At 70.2% G+C, this 20,017-nt stretch carries 15 protein-coding genes and 1 tRNA gene; 8 read left to right on the top strand and 8 right to left on the bottom strand.

The features are described from left to right. Positions 1-180: 180 nt before the first annotated feature. Positions 181-1,485 carry a hypothetical protein gene (locus FB471_RS09685; protein ID WP_141997048.1) on the bottom strand — a complete coding sequence of 435 codons (1,305 nt, stop codon included), beginning with the start codon at positions 1,483-1,485 and terminating at the stop codon, positions 181-183. 193 nt (positions 1,486-1,678) lie between these two features. Between FB471_RS09685 and FB471_RS09680 the strand changes: the two genes are divergently transcribed. The 3 genes from FB471_RS09680 (at position 1,679) to FB471_RS09670 (ending at position 4,539) form a co-directional block, all read left to right on the top strand. Further along, the gene (locus FB471_RS09680; RefSeq protein WP_141997046.1) at positions 1,679-3,154 is read left to right on the top strand and encodes a S8 family peptidase; all 1,476 of its coding nucleotides are present in this window, start codon (positions 1,679-1,681) and stop codon (positions 3,152-3,154) included. 266 nt (positions 3,155-3,420) lie between these two features. Then, entirely contained in the window at positions 3,421-3,924 is a 504-nt protein-coding gene (locus FB471_RS09675) for a DUF3145 domain-containing protein (protein WP_141997044.1), read from the top strand. A gap of 21 nt (positions 3,925-3,945) precedes the next feature. Beyond that, a complete protein-coding gene (locus FB471_RS09670) occupies positions 3,946-4,539 on the top strand; it encodes a hypothetical protein (protein ID WP_246076323.1) in 594 nt (197 codons plus the stop codon). 16 nt (positions 4,540-4,555) lie between these two features. Here the strand turns inward: FB471_RS09670 and FB471_RS09665 are convergent, their stop codons facing one another. The 5 genes from FB471_RS09665 to FB471_RS09645 all read right to left on the bottom strand — a co-directional run bounded on the left by FB471_RS09665 (position 4,556) and on the right by FB471_RS09645 (position 9,438). Continuing rightward, a complete protein-coding gene (locus FB471_RS09665; RefSeq protein ID WP_141997043.1) occupies positions 4,556-5,788 on the bottom strand; it encodes a beta-ketoacyl-[acyl-carrier-protein] synthase family protein in 1,233 nt (410 codons plus the stop codon). 28 nt (positions 5,789-5,816) lie between these two features. Beyond that, positions 5,817-6,062: an acyl carrier protein gene (locus FB471_RS09660; protein ID WP_141997041.1), complete on the bottom strand. Its 246-nt coding sequence runs from the start codon at positions 6,060-6,062 to the stop codon at positions 5,817-5,819. Between the two features lie 66 nt (positions 6,063-6,128). Then, positions 6,129-7,112, bottom strand: a complete 984-nt coding sequence (locus tag FB471_RS09655; protein ID WP_141997039.1) for a beta-ketoacyl-ACP synthase III — start codon at positions 7,110-7,112, stop codon at positions 6,129-6,131. Beyond that, on the bottom strand, positions 7,109-8,059 hold the full coding sequence (locus FB471_RS09650; RefSeq protein ID WP_141997037.1) for an ACP S-malonyltransferase: 951 nt from the start codon (positions 8,057-8,059) through the stop codon (positions 7,109-7,111). The genes FB471_RS09655 and FB471_RS09650 overlap by 4 nt, the downstream gene beginning before the upstream one ends. Positions 8,060-8,220: 161 nt before the next feature. Beyond that, positions 8,221-9,438, bottom strand: a complete 1,218-nt coding sequence (locus tag FB471_RS09645) for a PucR family transcriptional regulator (protein ID WP_141997035.1) — start codon at positions 9,436-9,438, stop codon at positions 8,221-8,223. Between the two features lie 256 nt (positions 9,439-9,694). On the opposite strand from FB471_RS09645, the gene FB471_RS09640 reads away from it, so the two are divergent. After that, positions 9,695-10,456 (top strand): mechanosensitive ion channel family protein, encoded by a 762-nt coding sequence (locus tag FB471_RS09640; protein ID WP_141997033.1) that lies wholly within the window; start codon positions 9,695-9,697, stop codon positions 10,454-10,456. Between the two features lie 66 nt (positions 10,457-10,522). Here the strand turns inward: FB471_RS09640 and FB471_RS09635 are convergent, their stop codons facing one another. Next, complete coding sequence (locus FB471_RS09635) at positions 10,523-11,734, bottom strand: alpha-hydroxy acid oxidase (RefSeq protein ID WP_141997031.1); 1,212 nt, start codon at positions 11,732-11,734, stop codon at positions 10,523-10,525. A 44-nt stretch (positions 11,735-11,778) separates the two neighbouring features. Then, positions 11,779-14,571 (bottom strand): pyruvate dehydrogenase (acetyl-transferring), homodimeric type, encoded by a 2,793-nt coding sequence (aceE, locus tag FB471_RS09630; protein WP_141997029.1) that lies wholly within the window; start codon positions 14,569-14,571, stop codon positions 11,779-11,781. Between the two features lie 432 nt (positions 14,572-15,003). Between aceE and FB471_RS09625 the strand changes: the two genes are divergently transcribed. From FB471_RS09625 to FB471_RS09610, 4 genes are all read left to right on the top strand, one after another. Continuing rightward, positions 15,004-15,429: a DUF3052 domain-containing protein gene (locus FB471_RS09625; RefSeq protein ID WP_141997027.1), complete on the top strand. Its 426-nt coding sequence runs from the start codon at positions 15,004-15,006 to the stop codon at positions 15,427-15,429. Between the two features lie 99 nt (positions 15,430-15,528). After that, positions 15,529-15,993, top strand: a complete 465-nt coding sequence (locus tag FB471_RS09620; RefSeq protein WP_141997025.1) for a peroxiredoxin — start codon at positions 15,529-15,531, stop codon at positions 15,991-15,993. A 34-nt stretch (positions 15,994-16,027) separates the two neighbouring features. After that, positions 16,028-16,099: transfer RNA gene (locus FB471_RS09615), tRNA-Val, on the top strand. Between the two features lie 251 nt (positions 16,100-16,350). Then, positions 16,351-20,010: a CARDB domain-containing protein gene (locus FB471_RS09610; RefSeq protein ID WP_246076322.1), complete on the top strand. Its 3,660-nt coding sequence runs from the start codon at positions 16,351-16,353 to the stop codon at positions 20,008-20,010. Positions 20,011-20,017 lie beyond the last annotated feature (7 nt).

Below are 20,017 nucleotides of genomic sequence, written 5' to 3'. Positions count from 1 at the left end.
CCCCGCGCTCGATCGGATTCTCCGGGTAGCCGGCGCGGCGAAGGCTTCACTGCCCGGCATCGCCGACTTTCCGGTTCCTGGTGAGGATACCGCCTCGAGGTCGGAATCGGTTGCGGGGCACATCTGTCCGATATGGACAGTCTGTGGTCGCGGTCCGGCTACGCTGGGTCCGGCCCTGTGCTACCCCGGTAACGGGACGGTGAGCGCCGTGGTCGCGGTCCGGACCAGCGTGGGGTCGTCCGGCGTGGACGGTCGGCCGATCCAGCTCACCTGCACCAGCCGCAGGGTGGCCCCCTCGGTCCGGCTCACGTACGCCGACCCCGCGAAGTCCGGGGCCGGCTGTGGCCACCGGTCGCTCGCCGTGCCCAGATCGAGGATCGCGCCACTGCCCGGGGTGTCGGAGAGCTTCCGCAGTTCGCTCGCGCGTTCCGGCTCGGCGAAACGGAGGACGGCGATCGACACGGCGGCCTTCCCGCCCTCCACGGACGCGGTGAAGCTACCCCTGCGCAGCCCTGCGCACCCGGTTTCGGACAGCCTGGCCTGCACGTCCCCGGTGGCGTGCGGGGCGCAGTCCGGTTCGCCCGTCGCCGCCACGGTCACGAAGTCGATGCCGTCCACGGTGTGTGGTGCCGGGGTCGGGTTGCTCGGCGGCGGTTGCTCGGCGGTCGGCTCCTTCCCGGACGCCGCCAGCACGATGGCCGTCACCAGCAGGCCGAGCAGCAGCGCGATGGCCGTGATGGGCAGCCAGCGCACAGCCGGTTTCCGGGATGGGGCGACCGGGCGCGGCCCGGGTGGTGCCGCGGTCGGGCCCGGTGGTGCGCCGGCGGGTGCCACCGGCGTGGATACCGGTTGCCCGGTGGGTTCGGCCGGTACCGGCGGTTGGGCCTCGACGAAGCCCTCGGCGCGCAGCTCGTGCTCGCGCACTTCCGGGGCACCGGGCGCGAGCGCCCGCAGCAGCGCCCGCACCTGCCCGGTGGACATCGGGTTCGTGCCGGTGGCGAGCGAGGCCACGGCGGCGAGCATGCTCGTCGCGGTCGGATGGACGACGCGGACGTCGCCGGTCAGGTCGGTGGCAGGCTGATCGACGGCCTGCACGAACGGCCCGACCGCCAGGATTGTGCCTACCGTGAGATCGCCCTGCACGGACCGGATCCGCGCGGCGACGCGCGTGGCCGTGGCGAGCGGTTCGGTCGCCGGGTTCACCGCGTCCCCGCCCCGCACCAGCGGCCAGCCGTCCGACTTCCACTGCCCGCGTAGCGGTGCCTCCAGCCGCATGGCCGGGTCCGGAAGGTCGACGCCGATCACGATGAGCACGCCCCTCGGGGTGATGACCAGCGCGTCGAGGGTGGTGCTGTGCTCCGGTGGCCGGACCCCGGCCAGGGCCAGCCCGCCGGTCACCCCCGTGCCGTGACCGAGGGACGCCAGCGCCGCCCGGATGTCCTCGGCGACCGTGGCTGGCTGTGGCGCGAGGCGAATGAGCCGCACCTGCCGTACCTCCCCATCGGTCGCCGTCAGGGAGAGGCTAGCGCGCGTACGAGGTCCACCCGCATGGGACTCACACGGTGGAGTGGGCTCCCGCCTTGCCGGTGAGCGGAACGTACGGGGTTGACAGTGATCCGGAACACCTTAGGGTTACCCGCCAGTAGACGCCGGGGGGCAACGGACAAGGGAGTCCTCAATGCGCGCAACACCCGGCAGGCTGCGGTACGCCGCGACGATCGCGGCAGCGGCCCTCGCCCTGCCCCAGCTCACCGCGGCGCCCGCGGGTGCCGACCTCCTCGCCCCGGTCTCGGACACCCTGGACGCCGTGCTGTCCGCGGCGTCCGGTGCCGACCGGATGACCGTCCTGGTACACGGCACGGACCTCGCGGCGGCGGATCGAGCCGTGCGGGAGGCCGGGCTGAGCAGGCTCACCGGCTTCGACCGGATCGGCGTGGTGGCCGCCAGCGGAACCGCCGACCAGGTCGGCTCGGTCCGCGACGCGGAGGGTGTGGTGTACGTCGAGCACAACGACCCACTGCGGACCTTCGCCAGCAGCGGCACCGGGGCGACCCGCAGCGCCGCCGCGCGGGCCGCACTCACCGGAGCGGACGGCAACCCGCTGGACGGCAGGGGAGTCTCCGTCGCGGTGATCGACACCGGGGTGGACCCGACGCACCCCGCCTTCCGCGAGCCGGACGGCTCCAGCCGGGTGGTGCGCAACATGAAGAGCCTCTGCCTGCAGGGCACCGGGACCGGCTGCATCCTGCGGGTGCCGGACTTCCTGGACACCGACACGCTTTCGGTCGGTGGGCACGGCACGCATGTCACCGGCATCGCGGCCGGCAGCCCGTACCGGCTGGGTGACGGTACCGCGGTGGGCGGGTCGGCACCGGGCTCGAAGATCGTGTCGATCTCCACCGGGGCCGCGCTGGTCGTGCTCGGCACCGACGCCGCGCTGAACTGGGTGCTGGAGAACCACGAGGCGCCGTGCGGACCGGGCGTGCCGGCGAGTACCTGCCCGCCGATCAAGGTGGTGAACAACTCCTACGGCCCCAGCGGCGGCGGCGACTTCGACCCGAACTCGGCCACCGTGAAGCTGCAGCGCGCGCTGGCCGCCGAGGGCGTGGTCACGGTGTGGGCCAACGGCAACGACGGCGGTGACGGCTCGGCGAACCTGTCCAACCCGCCCGGCCAGGACCCGACACCCGGTGTGCTGTCCGTGGCCTCCTACAACGACGCGGGCTCCGGAACCAGGGACGGCACCGTGTCCGCGTTCTCCTCCCGCGGCCTTGCCACCGACCGGCGGAGCTGGCCGGACATCTCCGCGCCGGGGGAGAACATCGTCTCCTCCTGCCGGCTCTACCTGCTGATCTGTACCCAGGGGCTGCAACCGAAGAACGGTCCCGGCCTGCTCGATCTCGGCACGTACAACGTGATCAGCGGCACCTCCATGGCGGCACCGCAGATCACCGGCATCGTGGCGCAGCTGTTCCAGGCCGGTCCGGGCGCCACCCCGGGGGAGATCGAGCACGCGCTCAAGGCGACGGCGCACAAGTACCGCGACGGGGCGCCGTACCAGCGGGCGGGCGCCTACACCTCCAGCTTCGACAAGGGCGCCGGCCTTGCCGATGTGGTGGCGGCCGCCACCCTGCTCGGCGCCGGGCCCGCCTGACCGGAGTCGCGACCCGCCGCGTCGCCTTCGCGATCCGGACCGGCAGTGCTAACTTGTGCCGGGTCGGTGACCGTGAGCCAGCGCGGGGCCGCGGCTCGGTCACTGTGGGTTGTCATTCAGCGAACTCCGCTGATACTTCTGAGGTTCATGTGGCCAAAAGGCACGCCTGAGGTGCACAATGTACGCGGAGTCGCCACGTGTGGTTGTCACCGTCGCTCGCGAGGTCGTAGGGGAAGACGCCCCTCGTCGAGTAGCGGAGGTCAGCAGTGAGCACCCGTGGTAACACCCGTGGCGTGGTGTACGTCCACTCGTCGCCGTCTGCGGTATGTCCGCACGTCGAGTGGGCTATCTCGGGCACCCTTGGTGGCCGAGTTGAGTTGCGTTGGACGGCCCAGCCGGCCGCCCCCGGGCAGCTGCGTGCCGAATGTGGCTGGCGGGGTCCGGCGGGCACCGGCGGCAAGCTCGCGTCCGCGCTCAAGGCGTGGCCGATGGTTCGGTTCGAGGTAGCCGAGGAGCCGAGCCAGGGCGTGGACGGCGAGCGGTTTTGCTATGCCCCGGGGCTGGGGTTGTGGCACGGCCGCACCAGCGCGAACGGCGATATCGTCGTCGGCGAGGACCAGTTGCGTACGCTGGTGGCCAAGTGCAGGGCGGGCGAGCAACTCGCGCACAAGCTGGACGAACTGCTCGGAGCCAACTGGGACGAGGCGCTCGAGCCGTTCCGGCACGCCGGGGACGGAGCCCCGGTCACCTGGTTGCATCAGGTCGGCTGAGCGGGCACTACCCTGGCCGCCGTGACTGGCTCCCGTACCCCGCGTGCCCGCCCGCGGTGGTTGGTGCCCGTCCTGATCGTGGTCGTCTCGTTGACCGTCGGCGGCGGGCTGCTGGCCCGGGAGCTGTACAAGCTGCCCGACCGGAACGAGGACACGGAAGGCGTGCTGCCGACGACCACCTCGCTGCCGCCGGAGCAGCAACCCGGCCCTTCGCAGGTCGAGTTGACGCCGGGGGCGGCGGCCCATCCGGAGAACGAGTCGGTCCGCCAGGTGTTGCAGACCTACGTGGACGCCATCAACCAGGGGAACTACGCGGCCTGGACCACGACCGTCACCAGGGACCGGGTGCAGGAGCGCACCGAGTCCCAGTGGCGCTTCCAGTACCGCTCGACCGAGGACGGCAGCGTGCTCGTCCACCGGGTCGAGACGGTGCCGGACGGCTCGTTGCGGGTGCTGGTCGGACTGACCAGCACGCAGGATCCGGTCGATGCCCCCGCCGACCTCCCCGAGCCGTGTATCCGTTGGCACCTCACGTTGCCGATGACGGTCGAAGGTGGTTCGTGGAAGATCGACTCGGTGCCGGCGGGGAGCACGCCGGAGTACGGGAAGTGTTGACCCGCTTCCCGTACGTTCAGGCGGGCACGAAGGTCAGTGCGACGTTGTGGCCGCCGAAGCCGAACGAGTCGCAGACCGCCGCGGTCAGGTCGAGCTTGCGCGGCTCGCCCGCGACGACATCCTGAACCACCCCGGGATCCTGCTCCTCGAGGTTGAGCGTTGGCGGGATGATCCCGTCCCGGATGGAGAGCACGGTGGCGATCGCCTCGACCGCGCCCGCCGCGCCGAGCAGGTGACCGAGCGCGCCCTTGGGAGCGGTCAGCACCGGGTGCTCGCCGAGGGCCTTGCGGATCGCCACCGTCTCGCCGACATCGCCGACGGGGGTGGAGGTGGCGTGCGCGTTGACATGGCCGATGTCCTCCGGCTCCAGCCCCGCGGACCGGACGGCCACCGAGATGGCCCTGGTCTGCCCGACGCCCTCCGGGTCGGGCCCGGTGATGTGGTAGGAATCCGCGCTGGTGCCGATACCGGCCAGCCTGCCGTACACCGCGGCGCCCCGGGCTTTCGCGTACTCGCCGCGCTCCAGCACCATGATCCCGGAGCCCTCGCCGAGCACGAACCCGTCCCGGTCGACGTCCCACGGCCGGGAGGCCCGCTGCGGCTCGTCGTTGCGGGTGCTCATGGTGCGGGCCTGCGCGAACCCGGCCATGGTGATCGCCGCGATCGCCGACTCGGCGCCACCGGCCACGATCACGTCAGCCTCGCCGTTGCGCAGCATGCGCCACGCCCAGGCGATCGCCTCGGCACCGGAGGCGCAGGCGGAGACCGGCGCGTGCACCCCCGCGCGTGCCTTGAGTTCCAGGCCGACGTGCGCGGCCGGGCCGTTCGGCATCAGCATCGGCACGGTCAGCGGCGAGACCTTGCGGATGCCCTTGGTCTCGAGCAGGTCGTCCTGGTCGAGCAGGGTGTGCGCACCGCCGATCCCGGTGCCGATCACCACCGCGAGACGCTCGGGTTCGACGCCGTCCTCGCCGAGGCCGGCGTCGGCCCACGCCTGCCGAGCCGCGATCATCGCCACCTGCTCGCAGCGATCCAGGCGGCGTGCCTGGACCCTTGGCAACACCTCGGTCGGCTCCACCTCGAGCTTGGCCGCGATCTTGACCGGAAGGTCGTACCGCTCGACCCAGTCCTCTTCGAGGGCCGCCACACCGCTGCGCCCTGCAAGCAGACCGTCCCATGTGGACGCGACGTCCCCGCCGAGCGGCGTGGTCGCGCCGAGCCCGGTGATGACGACGTCGTTGTTGCTCATATCGGAGTCTCCCCGAGGTGTAGTGCTGTTACTTGGCGTTGGCGAGCACGTAGTCCACCGCGTCGCCGACGGTCTTCAGGTTGGCCAGCTCGTCGTCCGGGATCTTCACCCCGAACTTGTCCTCGGCCTGCACGGCGATTTCCACCATGGACAGCGAGTCGATGTCCAGGTCGTCCACGAAGGACTTCTCGGTGCTCACATCGTCCTGGGCCACACCGGCGACCTCCTCGACGATCTCGGCGAGTCCGGACAGGATCTCTTCTTTGTCAGCCACTGCTTCGGTCCCTTTCTGTTTCTTCCTGTCACCCCGGAGCGCACACCCTGCACCAGGGAGTCTGAGTCACGGGCAGACGATCGCCTGCCCGGCGTAGGAGAGGCCGGCCCCGAAGCCGACCATCAACACCACGTCACCGCTGCGTGCGGTCCCGGCCTCGCGCATGTGGTCCAGCGCCATCGGGATCGAGGCGGAGGAGGTGTTGCCCGAGTACTTGATGTCGTCGGCGACCACCATGTCGTCCCTGGCGCCCTTGGCACGCAACCGTTTGGCGATGGCCTCGACGATACGCAGGTTCGCCTGGTGCGGGATGAGCACATCCACATCGGATGGCTGGAGACCGGCGATCTCGAGCGCTTCCATGGCGATCGGCGCGATCCGGGTGGTCGCCCACCGGAAGACCGACTGGCCCTCCTGATAGATGTAGCGGTGCTCGCGCATGTAGATCGCGTCGACGAGGTCGCCCGCGCTGCCCCAGCAGACCGGGCCGATACCGGGCTCCTCCGCGGGGCCCACCACCGCGGCGCCCGCCCCGTCGGCGAAGATGATCGCGTTCGCCCGGTCCACCGGGTCCACCACGTCGGTCAGCTTCTCCGCGCCGATCACCAGCACCCGCTTGGACGAGCCGGCCCGGATCAGATCCGAGGCCACCGCGAGGCCGTAGCAGAAGCCCGCGCAGGCGGCGTTGATGTCGAAGGCGCCCGCCGCCTTCACCCCGATCCGGTCGGCGACCTGTGCGGCGGCGTTCGGGATCGGCGAGAGCATCGTGCAGTTCGGCAGGATCACTGTGTCTACATCGGACGGTTCGATGCCCGCGTCGGCGACCGCCCGCGCGCCCGCGGTCACCGCCATGTCCACCAGCAGCTCGTCCTTGTCGGCGAACCGGCGCTCGATGATGCCGACCCGCTCCTGGATCCACTCGTCGGTGGTGTCCATGATCTTCGAGAGGTCGTCGTTGGTCACGACCTGGTCGGGCTGCGTGCTACCGATCCCGAGCACGCGGCTTGCGGGCGGTCCTTGCTTGAGCCGCAATGCGGGCCGGTCGGTCATTGCGCGGTCTCCTGCGTCGAGTCCGGGCCGGCCAGCGCGGCCAGGTTGTCGGGCGTCTTCAGCGCGATAATGGTGTCGACCTTGCCCTTGAGCTCACGCTTCACCAGGCCGGTCAGCGTGCCCGCGGGGGGTAGTTCCACCGTGCCCGTGACGCCGAGCGAGACCAACCCGTGCATGGTGAGGTCCCAGCGCACCGGCCTGGTGATCTGCCGCACCAGCCGGTCGAGGTACTCGGCGCCGCTGGTCACCACGGTCCCGTCCGCGTTGGACAGCAGCGGCCTCGTCGGCTCGCCGGGGGTGATGTCGGCGGCGTGGGCCCGCATCGCCTCCTCGGCGGGGGCCATGTAAGCGGTGTGGAAGGCCCCGGCGACCTTCAGTGCCCTGACCTTGGTGCCCTCCAGCGGCTCCGCGACGATCCGCTCGATCCGCTCGGTGGCGCCGGAAGCGACGATCTGCCCCGCGCCGTTCTGGTTGGCCGCGGTCAACCCGTGCTCGGCCAGCCAGGCCACGACCCGGTCCGGCTCCCCGAGCATCACGGCCGCCATCCCGGTGCGCTCGGCGGCGCAGGCCCTGGCCATCTCCGCGCCACGCATCGCGGCCAGTGCCACGGCGTCCTCCGCGGACAGCACCCCGGCGATCGCGGCGGCGGCCAGTTCGCCCACCGAGTGCCCGGCGACCGGGGTGTCCTCGGGCGGGCCGACATCCCGGCGCAGCCGGTCGAAAGCGAGCAGGGACAGCGCCACGATCAGGGGTTGGGCGATCGCCGTGTCCTGGATCTCCTCGGCCTGCGCCTCGGTGCCGAGGTGCAGCAGGTCGAGCCCCGAGCGCTCGGACCACTGCTGGACGAGCCCGCGCGCGTGCTCGGAGTCGAGCCAGGGGGTGAACATTCCTGGGGCCTGGGACCCCTGTCCGGGAGCGAGGAGGGCGGTCACCCCTATAGGGAACACGGTCGGCCGTCCGCGGCGGGATGTCGACGGTCACCAAGTCCACCCGGGGATATTGTAGAAACCCTCCAAAAGTGTCCAGCAGATGAACGAGCAGTCCAGGTCAGCGTTGTCGGGTTCGGGTAGTTTCGGTGACTATCATCACCCTAGCGGGAGGGTGTTCGCTACCACAGCCCGCGGGCCCTGGCGAGCCTCCCGACGGTCAGCGCGATCCGCAGCACCAGCGCGTCCCGCGGGTCGGTGGCATCCCGCCCGGTGAGATCGGCGGCCTTGCGCAGCCGGTAGCGCACGGTGTTCGGGTGCACGAACAAGGTCCGCGCGCAGGTTTCCAGCACGCCGCCGCTCTCCAGGTAGGTCTGCACGGTTTCCAGCAGCGCGGGTCCGGCTTCCTCCTCCAGCGGCTTCGCGATGTCCGCGATGAGCAGGCGCTCGGCCTCGGCATCCCCGGCCAGTGCCCGCTCGGGCAGCAGGTCGATGGAGCGCACCGGCCGGGGCGCGGCCGGCCAGCCGACGACCGCGCGCAGGCCGGACAGCGCCTCGGCCGCGCTGTGGTGCGCCTCGGCGAGGCTGTCCACCGTCGGTCCCGCGACCACAGGACCCTCGGCGAAGGCCAGCGACATGCCGGTGAGGATGTCGGCGCCGCGGTTGCCGTCCGCGGGCGGTCCGGCGATCACGATGACCAGTCGCGAGCCCTGCACCCCGAGCAGTACCGGCCTGCCGATCCTGGCCGCCCTGCTGCGCACCTCGAACACCACCGTTGGCGGGTCGTCCGAGGGTGGGTTGCCGACCAGGACCGTGGCGTTCGCCGCCGGATCCCAGCCGAGTGCCGCCGCCCTGGACAGCACCGATTCCTCGGTCTCGCCGCGCACGATCCCGTCCACGACCAGCGCCTCCAGCCTGGCGTCCCAGGCGCCGCGGGACTCGGCGGCCGCGGCGTAGGAGTTGGCGGCGGCGAAGGCGATCTCCCTGCCGTACCGCAGGATGCCCTCGATCAGCGCAGCCCGCTCCGCCTCGTCGGCCGCCAGCTCGGGCAACTGCTCCTCGAAGACCTCGATGGCGAGCCGCACGAGGCCCACGGTCTGGCGCAGGCTCAGCCAGCGGGACAACTCCTGGGGGGCGCCGCGGAAGGCGTCGGTGGTGAGTTTGAGCGCCTCCTTGGAGTCCCGTAGCCAGTCGACGAACCCCGCCGCACCGGCCTGGGTCAGCAGCAGCACCCCGGCGCGCTGCTCGGCGGGCATCCGGTTGAACCACGGCAGGCGTTCTTCCATCGCGGCGACGCTGGCCTGGGCGAGCCTGCCGGAGGCACGCTCGAGCTCGCGCAGTGTCGTGGCGGAAAGGCCGTGCCGCCCGCGGCCGGTCCGGTCGGAGCTGGATTCGTTCATGACGCCGTCGATCGTACGTCCGGCCGCTCCGAACGCGTTCGGCCGACCCGAACGAGAGACCGCCCGACGCGCCGCGGTTCCCGCTGCGTCGGGCGGTCTCTTCTCCCCGGTCCCCACCGGTAGATCCACTATGGACCGTATAGATCATCGAACGCCAGCGGTCTCACCCATTCGTGGACATCTCGAGTTGCTGTGTAACGAGTGTTGGTCAACGATCTCCCCCACAACTGAATTGTCTCGGGCGAAGGAGGAGATTGTGGGCGAGCAGCTCAAGGACGGGTTGGGGCAGGCATGGAGCCTGGTCGCGACCTTCGTCCCGAAACTCATCGGTTTTCTTATTATCCTGCTCATCGGTTGGCTCATCGCCAAGGCCATTTCCAAGGCCTTGTCCATGGTCCTTGGCAAGCTCGGCTTCGGGAAGCTGATCGACAAGACCGGCCTCTCCGGGACGCTCCGTCAATCGAATGTGGACGCCACCGGCATCATTGTTAAGCTGGTGTACTACTTCATTCTGTTGATCGCGCTGCAGCTCGCCTTCGGCGTATTCGGGCAGAGCAATCCGGTCAGCCGGTTGCTGAACGACGTCATTGCCTTCCTCCCCCGGATCGTCGTCGCGATCGTGCTGATCATCGTGGCGGCGGCTATCGCCAAGGTCGTCCGCGACCTGGTGACCGGGGCGCTGGCCACTCGACCGGCGGGCCGGCTGCTCGGCACGATCGCCTACTGGCTGATCACCGCGATCGGGATCATCGCGGCTCTGAACCAGATCAACATCGCCACCACCGTCACCACGCCGGTGCTGGTGACGGTGCTGGCCACCATCGGTGGCGTGATCGTCGTGGGATTCGGTGGTGGTCTGATCAAACCCGCGCAGGAGCGCTGGGGCGACTGGCTGCAGAACCTGCAGGGGCAGTTCGGCAAGGGTGACGGCAACGCCAACGACAGCGGGCGAACCAGCGGCACCGTGCCGCCGGACACTCCGACCCCGCCGTCCGGTATCCCGCCGGCCGACCGCTGAGCTACCGCACGAAAACGCCGGTCGGGTGAGAACAGCTCACCCGACCGGCGTTTCGCTTGTCCCCGGCTATCGCAGGGTGGCGTGGCCGGGCCGCAGGTCGGCGATCCGACGCACCCCGAGCAGTTGCATCGTGCGCACGATCTCGCCGCGCAGGATGTCCACGGTGCGCTGCACGCCGCGCTCACCACCCGCCATCAGCCCGTACAGGAAAGCCCTGCCGACCAGGCAGGCGTCCGCGCCCATCGCCTTTGCCGCCACGATGTCGCCGCCGGAGAGGATGCCGGTGTCCAGCCAGACCTCGGCCTCGCCGCGTACCGCGTCCAGCACGGGCGGCAGCAGCTCCAGCGGGGTCGGCGCGCGGTCCAGCTGGCGCCCGCCGTGGTTGGAGACCAACACCGCCTCGGCGCCGTGCTCGACCACGTCCGCGGCGTCCTCGGCGTTCTGGATGCCCTTGACCACCAGCTTGCCCGGCCAGCTCTCCCGCACCCAGCCCAGGGTGTCGAAGTTCAGCGTGGGGTCGAACATCTTGTTGATCAGCTCGGCCACCGTGCCACCCCAGGAGGTGAGCGAGGCGAAGGTGAGCGGTTCGGTGGTGAGCAGGTTGAACCACCACGCCGGGCGGGTCGCGCCATCCAGCACGGTCCGCAGGGTGAGTGCGGGCGGGATGCTCAGCCCGTTGCGCGCGTCCCGCATCCGGGCCCCGCCCACCGGGGTGTCCACGGTCAGCAGGAGCGTGTCGAATCCGGCCTCCCAGGCGCGGTCCATCAGCTCCTTGCCTGCCGCGCGGTCCCGCCACACGTAGAGCTGGAACCACTTGCGGGCGTCCGGTGCCGCCGTGGCCACGTCCTCGATCGAGGTGGTGCCCATCGTGGACAGCGCGAACGGGATGCCCTCCCGCTGCGCCACCCTGGCCACCGCGCGCTCGCCCTCGTGGTTCATCAGCCGGGTGAACCCGGTCGGCGCGAAGGCGAACGGCAGCTCGGACCGCGCACCGAGGATCTCGGTCGAGGTGTCCACCTCGGCCACCCCGCGTAGCACGTTGGGATGGAACTCCACGCCGCGGAAAGCCTGCCGGGCCCGGCGCAGGCTGTCCTCGAGCTCGGCCGCGCCGTCGGTGTAGTCGAAGACCGCGCGGGGACTTCGCTTGCGGGCGATCATGCGCAGGTCGCCGATCGTGTGTGCCGCCGCGAGCCTGCGGTCGGTCGGGTTCAGCACGATCGGCTTCGGACGCAGGATCTGTGCCAGCTCAGCCGGCCGCGGCACCCGCCGCTTGGTCATCTCAGCTCCCTCTGCTGTGACTGTCCGATCAGGCGAGTGTGCGGTCAGGCGACTCCGGAGTCGGAGGTCTGCGGCCCCGCGGCCGACACGTCGTCGATGCGGTACTCGCGGGCGGCCTCCACCACCTTCGCCTGGTCGATCTCGCCACGCTTGGCCAGCGCGCGCAGCACGCCGACCGCGATCGACTCCGCGTCGACGAGGAAGTGTCGCCGCGCGGCGGGCCGGGTGTCGGAGAAGCCGAAGCCGTCCGTGCCAAGGGTGAGCATGTCGGTGGGCACCCACGGCCGGATCAGGTCCGGTACCGCACGCATCCAGTCCGACACCGCCACCACCGGGCCCGCCACCTCGCGGAGTGCCGCGGTCACGTACGGCACCCTCGGCTCGCTGGCCGGGTAGAGCATGTTGTCCCGGTCCACCTCGACGGCCTCCCGCCGTAGTTCGGTCCACGAGGTGGCCGACCAGACCGCGGTACGCACGCCCCACTGCTCGGCGAGTAGCTGCCGCGCCCGCAGCGCGTCCGGCATGGTGACCCCGGAGACCAGGATCTGCGCCTCGGGCCCCGTGCCCTCCGGGGCGGCCACGTACCGGTAGAGCCCGCGCAGCAGCCCGTCCACGTCCAGGTCCTCCGGTTCGGCAGGCTGCTGGTACGGCTCGTTGTAGACGGTGATGTAGTAGAAGACGTTCTCGCCGCAGCCGTCCGGCCCGCCCTCGCCGTACATCCGGCGCAGGCCGTCCCGCACGATGTGCGCGATCTCGAAGGACCACGCAGGGTCGTAGGTCACCGTGGCCGGGTTGGTCGCGGACAGCAGGATCGAATGACCGTCGGCGTGCTGCAGGCCCTCACCGGTCAGCGTGGTGCGGCCCGCGGTGGCGCCGAGCACGAACCCACGGGCCATCTGGTCGGCCGCCGCGTACAGCCCGTCGCCGGTGCGCTGGAACCCGAACATCGAGTAGAAGATGTAGATCGGGATCATCGGCTCGCCGTGCGTGGCGTAGGAGGTGCCGATCGCGGTGAACGAGGCGGTCGACCCGGCCTCGTTGATGCCCTCGTGCAGCAGCTGCCCCCGCTCGGACTCCTTGTAGGCCAGCATCAGCTGGGCGTCCACCGAGGTGTAGCTCTGCCCGTGCGGGTTGTAGATCTTGGCCGTGGGGAACATCGAGTCCAGCCCGAAGGTACGGGCCTCGTCCGGGATGATCGGCACGATCCGGTTGCCGATCTCGGCGTCCTTGGCCAGCTCGCGCACCAGCCGCACGAAGGCCATGGTGGTGGCGACCTCCTGCTTGCCGGAGCCCTTGCGCACCGAGTCGTACACCTTGTCTCCCGGCAGCACCAGCGGCTTGGCCTTGGGCCTGCGCTCGGGCAGGTACCCGCCCAGGGTGCGCCTGCGGCTGAGCAGGTACTCGATCTCCGGCGAGCTCTCACCGGGGTGGTAGTACGGCGGCAGCTTCGGGTCGCGCTCCAGTTCCTCGTCGCTGATCGGGATGCGCTGGGCGTCCCGGAACAGCTTGAGGTCGTCCAGGGTGAGTTTCTTCATCTGGTGGGTGGCGTTGCGGCCCTCGAACGCCGGGCCGAGGCCGTAGCCCTTGATGGTGTGCGCCAGGATCACGGTCGGCTGGCCGTGGTGCTCCAGCGCGGCCTTGTAGGCGGCGTAGACCTTGCGGTAGTCGTGCCCGCCGCGCTTGAGGTTCCAGATGTCGGCGTCGGAGAGCTCCTTGACCAGCTCCTTGGTGCGCGGGTCGCGGCCGAAGAAGTGCTCACGGACGTAGGCGCCGTCGTTGGCCTTGTAGGTCTGGAAGTCACCGTCCGGCGTGGTGTTCATCAGGTTCACCAGCGCGCCGTCCCGGTCCCCGTGCAGCAGGGCGTCCCACTCGCGGCCCCAGATGACCTTGATGACGTTCCAGCCCGCGCCGCGGAAGTAGGCCTCCAGCTCCTGGATGATCTTGCCGTTGCCGCGGACGGGACCGTCCAGCCGCTGCAGGTTGCAGTTGATCACGAAAGTGAGGTTGTCCAGGCCCTCGCCCGCGGCGACGTGGATCAGGCCGCGCGACTCCGGCTCGTCCATCTCGCCGTCCCCGAGGAACGCCCATACGTGCTGGTCGCTGGTGTCCTTGATGCCGCGGTCGCGCAGGTAGCGGTTGAACCGGGCCTGGAAGATCGCGTTCATCGGGCCCAGCCCCATGGACACGGTCGGGTACTCCCAGAAGTTCGGCATCAACCTGGGATGCGGATAGGACGGCAGCCCGCCGCCCTCGCCGGCGTGCGAGTACTCCTGCCGGAACCCGTCCAGCTGGTCGGCGCTCAGCCTGCCCTCGAGGTAGGCGCGGGCGTAGATGCCGGGGGAGGCGTGCCCCTGCACGAAGATGTGGTCACCACCGCCGGAGTGGTCCTTGCCGCGGAAGAAGTGGTTGAACCCGACCTCGTAGAGTGCGGCCGAGGAGGCGTAGGTGGAGATGTGGCCACCGACACCGACCCCGGGACGCTGCGCGCGGTGCACCATGACCGCCGCGTTCCACCGGATGTACGCGCGGTAGCGGCGCTCGATCTCCTCGTCACCGGGGAACCACGGTTCGTTCTCGGTCGGGATCGTGTTCACGTAGTCGGTGGCGGTCAGCGGCGGTACGCCGATGTTGCGTTCACGGGCGCGCTCGAGGACCCTCAACATCAGATACCGGGCCCGTTGCTGCCCGCCGCGGGCCAGCGCGGCGTCGAAGGAGTCCAGCCACTCGGACGTCTCCTCCGGGTCGATGTCGGGCAGGTGCGCGGCCAAGCCGTCACGGATGACGCGGACACGGGCCGGGGCCTCCTGGCCGGAGGCGCCGTTGTTCTGCGGGGCCAAGGGATCTCCTCGCCGATTGTAGCCATCTTGCCTGGTTTGTGCGGTCGCCGGTGCCGATGGCGGCGTGCTGGGCTGTGCTTCGCCTGTCATCGTCGTCGTAAACTCGGCCGCCGTCATCGCTACTGTGCGGTAACGTTGGCCGGGTGTTTCGGCTGGCTGTCCCCCTGGTGGGGCACACCCTCCAGACTAAGCCAGCCGTGCCCGCCGAGCCCGGCCGCACGGGTCGGCGGTGTCCCGGCATGGCCCCGGCGGACCGACGGCAGGACCGGGCGTGGCACCGCTGTGCTGCGACACGACTTGCCGACGATCCGGTGTGGCCGGTTGCGCCGTGCGCCGTTGACGTGTTCGCTATGCGCATCTGACGTTGAGACGTGCGGCGGTTCGGCTGTGCTGGGACCGCCGCACCCGGTTGTAGCTGGAGGAGTGAAAGTCGTGGTCGCCGCGGGAGACGCTGAACAGAACAGCGTCGCCGAGAGGCTTGGAATCAGGCCGGACATGGTGGTCCAGGAGATCGGCTGGGACGAGGACGTCGACGAGGACGTCCGCTCGGCGATCGAGGAGCTCGTCGAGGGTGAGTTGCTCGACGAGGACGCTGACGAGGTCGTCGACGTGGTGCTGCTCTGGTGGCGTGAGGATGACGGCGACCTCGGCGACGCGTTGCTGGACGCCAGGGTGCCGATCGACGAGAACGGGGTGATCTGGGTGCTGACGCCGAAGACCGGCCAGCCGGGACACGTCGAGCCGAGCGACATCGCCGAGGCGGTTCCCGCGGCGGGGCTTTCGCAGACCTCCAACGCCAGTATCGGGCCGCAGTGGTCGGGTACCCGGCTCGTACCGAGGTCCAAATCACGTCGCTGAGCCACGCTCGCCGGTGAACGCCGGGCCGGCCCGCGATAGGGTTGCCCGGAACCCAGGATTTCGTGCCACAGCGGTAGACGCTGGGAGAGGAAGCGCGGTATGGCCGTCGAGGTCGGTTCGCAGGCCCCGGACTTCACGCTCAAGGACTACAACAAGCAGGACGTCACCCTGTCGTCGTTCCGCGGCGACAAGCCGGTGCTGCTGGTGTTCTACCCGTTCGCGTTCAGCGGTATCTGCCAGGGCGAACTCTGCCAACTCCGGGACGAGTTCGCCGAGTACGATGGCCAGGGCGTGCAGGTGCTCGGTGTGTCGGTGGACACACCGTTCTCGCTCAAGGCATGGGCCGAGCAGCAGGGTTACCAGTTCCCGCTGCTGTCCGACTTCTGGCCGCACGGCGAGGTCGCCACGGCCTACGGCGTCTTCAACGAGGGCGCCGGGCTGGCCAACCGCGGCACCTTCCTGATCGACAAGGAAGGCGTCGTGCGCTACGCCGAGGTGAACCAGCCCGGCGAGCCGCGCGACCAGCAGTCCTGGAAGAAGGCCGTGGCCGAACTGCCCGCATGACCCACCGGCCGGTACCCCGCCCGGGTGCCGGCACGGGCGCATAGCTCAGCGGAAGAGCACCTGCCTTACAAGCAGGGGGTCGCTGGTTCGAACCCAGCTGCGCCCACACCGAGAACAGCACGTCAGAAGGGGCGCGCCGCCGATGCGGCGCGCCCCTTCTGACGTCCGGGTGGGGTGTCATCCCGCCGCGGCTACGGGTAGCGAGTCATCGGGCAGGGGCCGGCGGCCCCTGCCGGCGCCAGGCATAGTCGCAGAATTTCTGACTTCCATCAAGTTCTTGCGATCATGTGAAGATTCATTGCATGCTGATGTCTCCTGCTTTCCCCGTCCTCCACTGAAGTAGGCGCTATGAAACGCATGCAGCTAGGTGTAAGGCCCCTGACGGCCGGCATCCTCGCCATCGGCCTGGTCGTCACCGGGCTCGGTGCCCCGGCCGCGCACGGGGACGACTCCCCGCCCGCCGCCGCGGCGACCACTCCCTTCGTGGACCCGATGGCCGCCGAGGTGCCCCTCGACGGCACCGTCACCGCCAGTAGCTCGCTGGCCGGCTACCCCGTCGCCAACAGCGTGGACGGCGACCCGGCCAGCTACTGGGAGAGCGCCAACGGCGCCTTCCCGCAGTGGCTCCAGGTCGACCTCGGTTCCGCCAGGCCCGTGCAGCGCGTGGTGGTCAAGCTCCCGGCGCACTGGGAGGCACGTACCCAGACCATCGCGGTCCGGGGCAGCACGAACGGCACCTCGTTCACCGACCTCGCCGCCGCCACCGGCCACGCCTTCGGCCCGGGAAGCGGCAACACGGTCAGCGTCCCGTTCACCGCGACCACCACCCGCTACCTGCGGCTACAGGTCACCGCGAACAGCCGGTGGCCCGCCGCGCAGGTTTCCGAGCTGGAGCTGTACGGGCCGGACACCGGCGACACCCAGCCGCCGACCGCCCCCGGCGACCTCACGCTCACCGAGCCTGCCGCCGGGCAGATCCGGCTAGCCTGGACGGCCTCGACCGACGACGTCGGCGTCACCGACTACGTCCTGTACCGCAACAACACTCCGGTCGCGACGGTTCCGGGCGATGTGCTCGGCTACACCGACAGCCCGCCGGGCACGGCGAGCGTGGAGTACTTCGTGCGAGCCAGGGACGCCGCGGGCAACGAGTCGCCGGAGAGCAACCGGGTGACCCGATCCGGTGAGGAGACCGGCACGAACCTGGCCGCAGGCAAGCCGGTCGAGGCCTCGTCCTCGGCGTTCTCGTTCGTCGCGGGCAACGCCGTCGACGGTGCCGCGACCACCTACTGGGAGTCGGCAGGCTTCGAGTCCACGCTGACCGTCGACCTCGGCGCCGATGCCGATCTCAGCGCGGTCGTGGTCAAGCTCGACCCCGACCCGGTGTGGGCGCCGCGCACGCAGACCTTCGAGATCCTCGGTCGTGACCAGGGTTCGACCACGTTCACGTCACTGCAGGGCCTCGACGACTACGCGTTCGACCCCGCCACGCGGAACACCGTGACCGTTCCGGTCACCGGCCGCGTGGCCGAAGTGCGGCTGCGCTTCACCGCCAACACCGGCGCCCCCGGTGGGCAGGTCGGCGAGCTACAGGTCCTGGGCACCCCGGCGCCCAACCCGGACCTGACCGTCAGCGGGGTGGCCTGGACACCGACCGAGCCGACCGAGGTCAGCCCGGTCACCGTGTCCGCGACCGTGCGCAACACCGGCACCGCGGACGCGGGCGCGACCACGGTCGACGTCAGCCTCGACGGCACGGTGGCCGGGACCGTCCCGGTCGGCGCCCTCGCGACCGGGGACTCGGTCACGGTGTCGGTCGACCTCGGCACCCGGCCGGAGGGCAGCTACACCGTCGCGGCGGTGGTCGACCCCGCCGGCGCCGTGGCCGAGCTGGACGACGGCAACAACGGACACACCGCGCCCTCGCCGCTGGTGGTCGCCAAGGCCCCCGGCCCGGACCTGGAGATCACCGGTATCGCGCACAGCCCGCGGAACCCGGCCGAGGGCGCCACGGTCACCTTCACCGTGACCCTGCACAACCGCGGCACGTCCGGCGCGGGCGACACGACCACCCGGCTGGTGGTCGGCGGCAGCACGCTGGACACGAGCACGGGCCCGGTCGCCGCGGGCGCCACCGAGACCGTGCCGGTCAGCGGTAGCTGGACCGCCACCTCCGGCGGCGCCACGATCGTCGCGACCGCCGACGCGACCGGCACCGTCACCGAGACCAACGAGGGCAACAACGAGCTCGCCCAGTCCATCGTGGTCGGTCGTGGGGCGGCGGTGCCCTACGTGGAGTACGAGGCGGAAGCCGGGCAGTACGATGGCACGCTGCTGGTGGCCGACCCGCAGCGCACGTTCGGGCACACCAACTTCGCCACCGAGTCCTCCGGCAGGCAGTCGGTGCGGCTGAACAGCACCGGGGAGTACGTCGAGTTCACTTCGACCAACCGGACCAACTCGATCGTGGTGCGCAACTCGATCCCCGACGCGCCGAGCGGCGGCGGCATCGAGGCCACGATCAGCCTGTACGTCAACGGAACCTTCGATCGCAAGCTCACCTTGTCCTCGCGGCACAGCTGGCTCTACGGCAACACCGACGCCCCCGAGGGGCTGACGAACACGCCGCAGGCCGACGCGCGCAGGCTGTTCGACGAGTCGCACGCGTTGCTCGGTCGGTCCTACCCGCCAGGAACCACGTTCCGCCTGCAGCGCGACACGGATGACACCGCGTCGTTCTACATCCTCGACCTGGTCGACCTGGAACAGGTCGCGCCGCCGAAGAGCAAACCGGCCGAGTGCACCTCGATCACCGAGTACGGTGCGGTGCCGAACGACGGCAACGACGACACCTCCGCGCTGCAGCGGGCGGTGACCGACGACCAGAACGGCGTCATCCCCTGCGTCTGGGTCCCGGCGGGACGGTGGCGGCAGGAACAGAAGATCCTGACCGACGACCCCGAGGACAGGGGGAACCACAACCAGGTCGGGATCCGCGACGTCACCGTCCGCGGCGCGGGCATGTGGCACTCGCAGTTCCACACGCTGACCGAGCCGCAGGACGCGGACGGCATCAACCACCCGCACGAGGGCAACTTCGGGTTCGACATCGACGAGAACACGCGAATCTCCGACATCGCGATCTTCGGCTCCGGCCGGATCCGCGGCGGGGACGGCGGCGCCGAGGGCGGGGTCGGTCTCAACGGCCGGTTCGGCACCGGCACGAAGATCACCAACGTGTGGATCGAGCACGCCAACGTCGGCGTGTGGGTCGGCCGGGACTACAGCAACATCCCGGAGCTGTGGGGACCGGCGGACGGGCTGGAGTTCAGCGGGATGCGGATCCGCAACACCTACGCCGACGGCATCAACTTCACCAATGGCACGAGGAACTCGACGGTGTTCAACTCCTCGTTCCGCACCACCGGAGACGACTCGCTCGCGGTGTGGGCCAACAGGTACGTCAAGGACCCGGCCGTCGATATCGCGCACGACAACCAGTTCGTCAACAACACCATCCAGCTCCCGTGGCGGGCCAACGGCATCGCGATCTACGGTGGCTACGACAACACGATCGAGAACAACCTGGTGTACGACACGATGAACTACCCGGGGATCATGCTGGCCACCGACCACTCCCCGCTGCCGTTCTCCGGGCGGACGCTGATCGCGGGCAACGCCCTGTACCGCTGCGGCGGCGTCTTCTGGAACGAGCAGCAGGAGTTCGGCGCCATCACGTTCTTCGCCCAGGGGCATGACATCACCGGAGTCACGTTGCGGGACACCGAGATCCACGACTCGACCTACGACGGCATCCAGTTCAAGTCGGGCGGTGGCAGCGTGCCGGACGTGGCGATCACCGACGTTCGGATCGACCAGTCCAACAACGGTGCCGGGATCCTCGCCCAGGGCGGCGCCCGCGGCAGCGCCACCCTGACGAACGTGGACATCTCCAACTCGGCCGACGACGATATCGTGATCGAACCCGGTTCCGAGTTCGTGGTCAACGGCGGTTAGCCACGAT

Origin of the sequence: Amycolatopsis cihanbeyliensis (genome assembly GCF_006715045.1) — a bacterium.
Taxonomy (GTDB): Bacteria; Actinomycetota; Actinomycetes; order Mycobacteriales; family Pseudonocardiaceae; genus Amycolatopsis; species Amycolatopsis cihanbeyliensis.
The sequence above is the reverse complement of the archived record's forward strand: the minus strand, read 5'-3'. Positions and strand labels throughout refer to the sequence as shown.

Excerpts from the sequence above, each read along its gene's own strand:
- FB471_RS09610 (WP_246076322.1), top strand. The coding sequence starts at position 16,351 with ATGCAGCTAGGTGTAAGGCCCCTGACGGCCGGCATCCTCGCCATCGGC.
- FB471_RS09665 (WP_141997043.1), bottom strand. The coding sequence starts at position 5,788 with ATGAGCAACAACGACGTCGTCATCACCGGGCTCGGCGCGACCACGCCG.
- FB471_RS09680 (WP_141997046.1), top strand. The coding sequence starts at position 1,679 with ATGCGCGCAACACCCGGCAGGCTGCGGTACGCCGCGACGATCGCGGCA.
- FB471_RS09635 (WP_141997031.1), bottom strand. The coding sequence starts at position 11,734 with ATGACCAAGCGGCGGGTGCCGCGGCCGGCTGAGCTGGCACAGATCCTG.
- FB471_RS09655 (WP_141997039.1), bottom strand. The coding sequence starts at position 7,112 with ATGACCGACCGGCCCGCATTGCGGCTCAAGCAAGGACCGCCCGCAAGC.
- FB471_RS09645 (WP_141997035.1), bottom strand. The coding sequence starts at position 9,438 with ATGAACGAATCCAGCTCCGACCGGACCGGCCGCGGGCGGCACGGCCTT.
- FB471_RS09620 (WP_141997025.1), top strand. The coding sequence starts at position 15,529 with ATGGCCGTCGAGGTCGGTTCGCAGGCCCCGGACTTCACGCTCAAGGAC.